This is a genomic window from Nocardia sp. NPDC004860, assembly GCF_040609015.1.
Classification (GTDB): domain Bacteria; phylum Actinomycetota; class Actinomycetes; order Mycobacteriales; family Mycobacteriaceae; genus Nocardia.
Genome location: NZ_JBEXJI010000006.1, coordinates 210,698 through 217,596, shown reverse-complemented (window position 1 = coordinate 217,596; position 6,899 = coordinate 210,698). Strand labels below are relative to the sequence as shown.

At 69.3% G+C, this 6,899-nt stretch carries 8 protein-coding genes; 6 read left to right on the top strand and 2 right to left on the bottom strand.

What is annotated here, in order from left to right; genetic code table 11:
- Positions 1–70: 70 nt before the first annotated feature.
- The 4 genes from ABZV44_RS15575 to ABZV44_RS15560 all read left to right on the top strand — a co-directional run bounded on the left by ABZV44_RS15575 (position 71) and on the right by ABZV44_RS15560 (position 3,688).
- Complete coding sequence (locus ABZV44_RS15575) at positions 71–1,057, top strand: RNA polymerase subunit sigma-70 (RefSeq protein ID WP_354836401.1); 987 nt, start codon at positions 71–73, stop codon at positions 1,055–1,057.
- A gap of 93 nt (positions 1,058–1,150) precedes the next feature.
- Positions 1,151–1,666 carry a pyridoxamine 5'-phosphate oxidase family protein gene (locus ABZV44_RS15570; RefSeq protein WP_354836575.1) on the top strand — a complete coding sequence of 172 codons (516 nt, stop codon included), beginning with the start codon at positions 1,151–1,153 and terminating at the stop codon, positions 1,664–1,666.
- The gene (locus ABZV44_RS15565) at positions 1,663–2,352 is read left to right on the top strand and encodes an alpha/beta hydrolase (RefSeq protein WP_354836399.1); all 690 of its coding nucleotides are present in this window, start codon (positions 1,663–1,665) and stop codon (positions 2,350–2,352) included. The genes ABZV44_RS15570 and ABZV44_RS15565 overlap by 4 nt, the downstream gene beginning before the upstream one ends.
- 175 nt (positions 2,353–2,527) lie before the next feature.
- Positions 2,528–3,688, top strand: coding sequence for an epoxide hydrolase family protein (locus ABZV44_RS15560; RefSeq protein WP_354836397.1), 1,161 nt, complete (start codon positions 2,528–2,530; stop codon positions 3,686–3,688).
- A 48-nt stretch (positions 3,689–3,736) separates the two neighbouring features.
- Here ABZV44_RS15560 and ABZV44_RS15555 read toward each other — a convergent pair whose 3' ends face one another.
- Positions 3,737–4,168: a PIN domain nuclease gene (locus ABZV44_RS15555; protein WP_354836395.1), complete on the bottom strand. Its 432-nt coding sequence runs from the start codon at positions 4,166–4,168 to the stop codon at positions 3,737–3,739.
- A complete protein-coding gene (locus ABZV44_RS15550) occupies positions 4,159–4,365 on the bottom strand; it encodes a type II toxin-antitoxin system VapB family antitoxin (protein WP_354836393.1) in 207 nt (68 codons plus the stop codon). The genes ABZV44_RS15555 and ABZV44_RS15550 overlap by 10 nt, the downstream gene beginning before the upstream one ends.
- Positions 4,366–4,509: 144 nt before the next feature.
- On the opposite strand from ABZV44_RS15550, the gene ABZV44_RS15545 reads away from it, so the two are divergent.
- Together ABZV44_RS15545 and ABZV44_RS15540 are read left to right on the top strand one after the other, a co-directional pair.
- Positions 4,510–5,277, top strand: coding sequence for an ABC transporter ATP-binding protein (locus ABZV44_RS15545; RefSeq protein ID WP_354836391.1), 768 nt, complete (start codon positions 4,510–4,512; stop codon positions 5,275–5,277).
- Complete coding sequence (locus tag ABZV44_RS15540) at positions 5,262–6,830, top strand: hypothetical protein (protein WP_354836389.1); 1,569 nt, start codon at positions 5,262–5,264, stop codon at positions 6,828–6,830. Before ABZV44_RS15545 ends, ABZV44_RS15540 begins: the two co-directional genes overlap by 16 nt.
- The last annotated feature ends 69 nt before the right edge of the window (positions 6,831–6,899 follow it).

The following is a 6,899-nucleotide window of genomic DNA, read 5'->3' as shown; positions in this document are numbered from 1 at the left end:
CCCCCGCCCCGCCGGTGACGAACGTCCCGTTCGTCACCGGCGGCAAACGGCCTGTGGGTACGGTCGGGTTGTGGAGAGTGAGAGCGTCGCGGCGGCGGATGCTGGGGGCGAGGCGGCGTTCGCGGGGTTGGCCGAGCGTTACCGCTGGGAGTTGCGGGTGCACTGCTATCGGATGCTGGGCTCGTTCGACGAGGCCGAGGACCTGGTGCAGGAGACGTTGCTGCGGGCGTGGCGCTATCGAGGAAGTTTCCAGGGCCGCTCCACGTTTCGGGCGTGGCTGTATCGGATCGCGACGAACGCGTGCCTGGACTTCCTCGACCGGCACCCACGGCAGCCGGCGGCGGGTGAGGCCGGCGGACCGGCGGAGGTGGGATGGTTGCAGCCGTTTCCGGATCGGTTGCTGGAGCCGCCGGCCGACCCGGAGGCGGAGCCGGAGGCCGTGGTGGTCGCGCGGGAGACCATCGAGCTGGCATTCCTGGTGGCGATCCAGCACTTGCCGGCTCGGCAGCGCGCGGTGTTGATCCTGCGAGACGTGCTCGGCTGGTCAGCGGCGGAGACCGGTGAGTTGCTGGGCATGAGCGTGGCCGCGGTGAAGAGCGCGTTGCAGCGGGCACGACCTGTGCTGAGGGCGCATCTGCCGCAACGCGGCTCCGGGCAGGCTATGGTCCCGACTGCGCAAGAGCGGGAGCTCCTGCGGCGTTTCATGACCGCCCACGAGCGCGCCGATATCGCGGCGTTCGCGCAGCTGTTGAGCGCGGATGTGCGGCTGTCCATGCCGCCGTTGCCGTACTCCTTCGTCGGCCGTTCGGAGGTCGCCGCGTTCGCCGAGAACGCGCTGGGGCCGGGCTCGACCTTGCATCAGGGGCGGTGGCGGGGCGTGCCGGTTCGGGCGAACCGGCTGCCGGCCATGGCCGGCTACCTCTGCCGACCGGATGAGCAGGTCTACCGGGCACAGGTGCTCAACGTGGTGCGTGTCGAGGACGGGCAGATCGTCGAGATCACCGCGTTCGGGCCCGAGGTGTTCGCCGCGTTCGGTCTGCCCGCGGCCCTGCCCTGATTCGGCTCCGATTCCTTTTTCGCGCACTGCCGGTCTCACAGGGGCACGACCGCGACCGACGCGGTCGATGACCCCGAGGAGCTGGTTGTGCACATGTTGACGCGCGAGGAACTGGCGGCGCTGCCGCAAGGCGATATCCGCCTGCTGGACAGCGACATCGCACAGGACCTGCTGACCTCGACCGAGCTGGCGCGCGTGGCGTATGCGGCCGCCGACGGCACCCCACGCGTGTTTCCGATGCTGTTCCACTGGACCGGGCAGGAAGTGGTCCTGTCCACATTCGTCCCCGCCCGCAAGATCGAGGCACTGCGGGCCAGACCCGACGTGGCGATCACGATCGACGCCGCCGGAACCCCACCGCGGGCGCTGCTGCTGCGCGGTCGTGCCGAGGTCACCGTGATCGACGGGATCGTGCCGGAGTACGGGCTGGCCCTGCGCCGCTACGGAGGTGAGGAGCAAGCCGCGGCCCAGGTCGCGGCCGTCGACGTCCCCGGGGTACGGATGGCCCGGATCGCGGTGCGGCCGACCTGGGTGGGGGTGCTGGACTTCCAGGCCCGGTTCCCCGGCGGCTCCACAGCGGCCGAGTTCGCGCAGCGGGGGCAGGCGTGACCGAGTACGTGTTCATCCCCGGGGCCGGGTCCGATTCCTGGTACTGGCACCGGCTCGCGAGCGAGCTGCGGTCCCGCGGCCACCGCGTGGCCACTCCCGACCTGCCCTGCGACGACGACGCGGCCGGGCTGCCCGAGTATGCCGACACCGTGGCCGCTGCCATCAGCGATCACACCGACACCGTGCTGGTTGCCCACTCCTTCGGCGGGTTCACCGCCCCGCTGGTCTGCCGGCGCGTCCCGGTCCGGCGACTGGTGCTGTTGTCCGCGATGATCCCGCGGCCTGGAGAAGCCCCCGGTGAGTGGTGGGCCAATACCGGTTACGAGCACGCCCGCCGCCGGCAGGACGAATGCGACGGCCGGCACCCCGACGACGAGGATGCTCTGTTCTTCCACGATGTCCCGCCCGAGTTGGCAGCCCAGGCCCGGGAACACAGCCGTCGGCAATCCGCCACCCCGTTCACCGAACCCTGGCCCCTGCCCACATGGCCGGCGACGCCGACGACCTTCCTGCTCTGCCGCCATGACCGCTTCCTGCCCGCTGCCTTCATGCGCCGTATCGTCGCCGAACGCCTCGGCGTCGTTCCCCACGAGATCGACGGCGGCCACATGATCCCGCTCGCCCACCCCCGACAACTCGCAGATCAACTGGAGGCATCTCCCCCCACGAACTCGACACCACCGTGAACACCACGGGCTGCGATGGTGGTGGGTGGGCTGGGGTTGTGGAGGTGTACCGAAGGAACGCGGTGGTGAACATGGTTGTCGCCATCTTGCACGGCTGACCTCCGGGCGGTGCGGCGCGGGGAATAACGAATTGTCGTGATGTGGAGGGCCCCTCTTTATCGGAAAGCTCGATGTCATGAGCGACAACGGCATTCGCCCCTTCCGCATCGACATCCCGCAGGCCGAACTCGACGACCTGAACCAGCGCCTGACTCGCACCCGGTGGATCGACGAGATGCCGGGCATGGGCTGGGAACGTGGCGTTCCCACCTCGTACCTGCGTGAACTTGCCACCCACTGGGCCGAGAAGTTCGACTGGCGGGCCATCGAAGCCGCGCTGAACGCCCACCCGCAGTTCTCCACCACCATCGACGGGCAGCACCTGCACTTCCTGCACATTCGCTCCGAACGGGACGACGCGACACCGCTGCTGCTCATCCACGGCTGGCCCGGCACGCCTGCCGACTTCCTGGACATGATCGGCCCGCTGACCGATCCGGCCGCCCACGGCGAGGCCGACGCCCCGGCCTTCCACCTGGTCATCCCGACCCTGCCGGGGCACGGCTTCTCCGGGCCGCTGACCGAAACCGGTTGGGACGATGGGAAAGTCGCTGTCGCGCTGGCCGAGCTCATGACCCGGCTCGGGTATGAGCGGTTCGGGGTGCACGGCGGAGACCACGGCGCATTCGTGGCGCCGCGTGTGGCCCGCGATTTCAGCGACCGGGTGATCGGGGTGCACGTCAATGCGCTGGTCACCTTCCCCACGGGCGACCCGGCCGACATGGCCGCGCTCACCGAGGCGGAACAGCAGCGATTGGCGGCGATGAAGCAGTTCCAGGACGACGGCTCCGCCTACATGAACCTGGCCGGGTCGCGACCGAACACGATCGCGCAGCTGCTGGCGGATTCGCCTGCGGGACAGCTGGGTTGGATCGTGGAGAAGTACAAGGAGTGGACAGACGCCGGCCACGAGCTGCCCGAGGACGCGATCGATCGGGACAAGATCCTGACCACCGTCGCGATCTACTGGCTCACCGACACCGCCCGCAGCGTCGCCAACTACTACTACGAACGCTTCCACGACTACACGATGTTCGCCCCGAAGCCGAGGGGCACGGTCCCGACCGGCGTCGCGGTGTTCACCACCGCGGACTTCGCCATCCGCCGCTTCGCGGAGAAGGCCCACAACATCGTGCACTGGTCGGAGTTCTACTCCGGCGGCCACTTCCCCGCCCTGGAAGTCCCCGACCTGCTCACCGGCGACATCCGCGAATTCTTCACCACCCTCACCCGCTGAACCCTGTTCGCGAGGCTCGACGCACTCTGCGCCGGGCCTCGCGAGGTGTCAAGGGTTTTCGAGGCTGCCCCGGGGAACGACCCAGCGGTGGTCGAGGTCGATGACGGAGGCGATCGTCTCGAAGTCCGCGTCGTAGTGGATCAGGACGAGTCGGTGCTGGCTTGCAAGGACGGCGGTCAAGAGGTCAGGCATGCCGACCGCGCGATGGCGGCCGGTGCGGGCCAATTCTCGCTGGATGGTGAACGCGCACTGCCAATGTTCGTCGTCGGCCGGGAGGTACTCGTAGGCGATACGTCGACGGGACTTGATCTGTTCGTACTCGGTGGGGGTCCTGGCGCTGAACAGAGCCTCGGCGTCCAGTGTGGCGCAGGTGGCTGCCAGGCCGTGCTCGATCAGTGGCTCGAGCTCGCGTGCTACGGCGGGATGCCTCATCCGGGCCGCGGCGCTTGTGTCGATGAGAAACCGGGCGGTCAGCGCCACACTTCGCCTCTCTTGTCCGGGTCGGCCATCGACTCCATGCCGCCGCCGACGAGCCATTCGATCTCGCGAAGCCGGGCGCCCTTCGCAACCGCGTCCCGCAGGGCCGCGCGCACGGTATCCGACACACCGGTCGTGCCCAGCTCACGCTGGGCTGAGTCGAGTAGCTCGTCATCGATCTCGATCAGTCGCTTTGTCATGTCAGCTCCTTATATCGACGGCGTTGTCGAGTATATATTCGCGCGCTTCGTTGCGTAGTCGAGTTCTGCGGCGATGACTCTTTGAACAGCGGGCTCGTACGTATCGTGGGCAATGGTGCCGCCGGCGCGCTTCAAGGAGGGGAAATGACTACCAACGGGCAACTGGCGCTCGAGTTGGACGGGCTCTACAAGAAGTTCGGCGGGCCCTGGGTGGTCGAGGGGGTGAGCCTGGCGGTGCCGCCCGGGTCGTTCTTCGGGCTGGTGGGGCCGAACGGGGCGGGGAAGACGACGACCTTGTCGATGGCGGTGGGGTTGTTGCGCCCGGATCATGGGGCGGCCCGGATCTTCGGGCACGAGGTGTGGGCGGATCCGGTGCGGGCGAAGACCGTGGTGGGGGTGTTGCCGGATGGGTTGGCATTGCCGGAGCGGCTCACCGGACGAGAGTTGTTGAACTTCACCGGGTTGCTGCGCGGGATGGACAAGGCGACCGTGGTCGGACGGGCGGACGAGCTGCTGCACGTGCTCGAGCTGGACGGCGCGGAAAACACTGTGGTGGTCGACTATTCGGCCGGTATGCGGAAGAAGATCGGCCTGGCCACCGCGCTGCTGCACGCACCGAAACTGCTGGTGCTGGACGAGCCGTTCGAGGCGGTGGACCCGGTGTCGGCGGGAACGATTCGAACGATCCTGCAGCGGTTCGTGGCCGCGGGCGGATCGGTGGTGCTGTCGAGTCATGTGATGGCACTGGTGGAATCCATCTGCGACCGGGTCGCCGTGATCCACCGGGGACGGGTGGTGGCGGGCGGGACGCTCACCGAGGTGCGCGGCGAGGGCACCCTGGAGGAGGCCTTCGTGCGGCTGGTGGGCGGACGCGTGGGCGGCGAGGAGGGGCTGTCGTGGTTGGCGTCCTGATCCGCATGCGGTTGCGCATCACCGCGCGGCAGATGCGGGAAGGCCGTGCGGCACTGAACTTCTGGACCGGCAGCATCTTCGGCCTGATCGCCGCGGTGGCCACCGCGCTCATCATCGCCGGCGCGCGCGAGACCGTGCACGGGGGAGTGACGGTGGCGGCGGCGATCTTCGCGGCCTGGACCCTCGGCTGGATCTGTGGCCCGGTGCTCACCGGCAGCAGCGACGAGACCTTGCAACCCGAGCAATTCCGCCTGCTGCCCTTGACGACTCGGCAACTGGCCTCTGGGCTCGGCGCGGCGGCCTTCGTCGGGCCGGCGCCCATCGTCAACCTGATCGCGTTCGGCGGCCTGGTCCTGCTCGCCGCGCCGATCGGCCTGGGCGCCACCGCGATCGCGGCGCTCGGCGCGGTCCTGCAACTGGTATTCGTGGTCCTGCTGTCGCGGGTCGTGGTGGCCTGGCTCGGCGCGGCCATGCGGTCCCGGCGCGGCAAGGACCTGGGTGTGCTCTTCGCCGCCCTCATCGGCCTGGCGTATTACCCACTGAACCTGCTGGTTTCGGCCGTCGGCCCGAAACTGGAGGGCGACCACAGCGGTCTGTCGGTGACGCTGCGCGCGGTCCCGTCGGGCTGGGCGCCCTACGCCGTCGAGGCCGCGGCCCGCGGCGACTACCTGCTCGCCCTGCTGTCCCTGCTGGGCCTGGCGCTGCTGTCGCTGATCCTGTGGCAGTCCTGGGCGGTCCTGCTGGAACGCCGCCTCACCACCCCGGCCGCACCCGCCGGCCAGGTGGTCGACACCGGCGGCGGTCTGCTCGACCGTTTCATCCCCGCCACCGCGGTCGGCGCCGTGGTCGCCAAGGAGCTGCGCACGTGGTGGCGCGACGGCCGTCGCCGCGCCGCCCTGCTGCCGCTGCTGATCATCGGTTTCGTGCTGCCGATCTTCCTGTCGCTCCGCACCGGCGGTAGCGGAACCATCCCGTTCTCGGGCGCTTTCGTGGTGTGGCTGGCCACCATGTCCAGCACCAACCTGTACGGATTCGATGGCACCGCGATCTGGCAAACGCTGGTGACGCCCGGCGCGCCACGCGCGGATGTGCGGGGCCGCGCCTATGCCTGGCTGCTCCTGGTCACCCCGCCGTCGGTGCTCGCCACCCTCATCCTGCCCGGCGCGCTCGGCCGGCCGTACCTGTACGTCTGGGCGCTGTCGACGCTGCCGGTGCTGGTCGGCGTCGGCGTGGGGGCCGTGGTGTTCCTGTCCACCCATGCCGCCTTCGCCCTGCCGCCGCAGCGCGGCAACCCGTTCGCGGGCTCGGGCAATCCCGGCTGCCTGAAGATCCTCATGCAGCTCGCGGTGGGCCTGGTGCAGTTCCTGATGGCGGCCCCGGTGCTCGCGATACTGGGAACCGGTGTGGCACTCCACAACTCGCTACTCCAGTGGGCGGCACTGCCGATCGGCGTACTGCTCGGCGCGGTGGGCGCCGCACTCGGAATCCGCTGGGCGACCACCCGGTTGGAGGCCCGTGGACCCGAGCTGCTCGCCGAGGTCAAACCGCGCTGAACAGCGCCTTCGTCGCTCCTGAAGACCATTCGACCCCGCCCGCGCCCCAACCTGCCCTGACCCGCCGCC

Bases quoted from the DNA above. Each gene is read 5' to 3' on its own strand.
- ABZV44_RS15545 (WP_354836391.1), top strand. From the start codon at position 4,510: ATGACTACCAACGGGCAACTGGCGCTCGAGTTGGACGGGCTCTACAAG.
- ABZV44_RS15550 (WP_354836393.1), bottom strand. From the start codon at position 4,365: ATGACAAAGCGACTGATCGAGATCGATGACGAGCTACTCGACTCAGCC.
- ABZV44_RS15570 (WP_354836575.1), top strand. From the start codon at position 1,151: ATGTTGACGCGCGAGGAACTGGCGGCGCTGCCGCAAGGCGATATCCGC.
- ABZV44_RS15560 (WP_354836397.1), top strand. From the start codon at position 2,528: ATGAGCGACAACGGCATTCGCCCCTTCCGCATCGACATCCCGCAGGCC.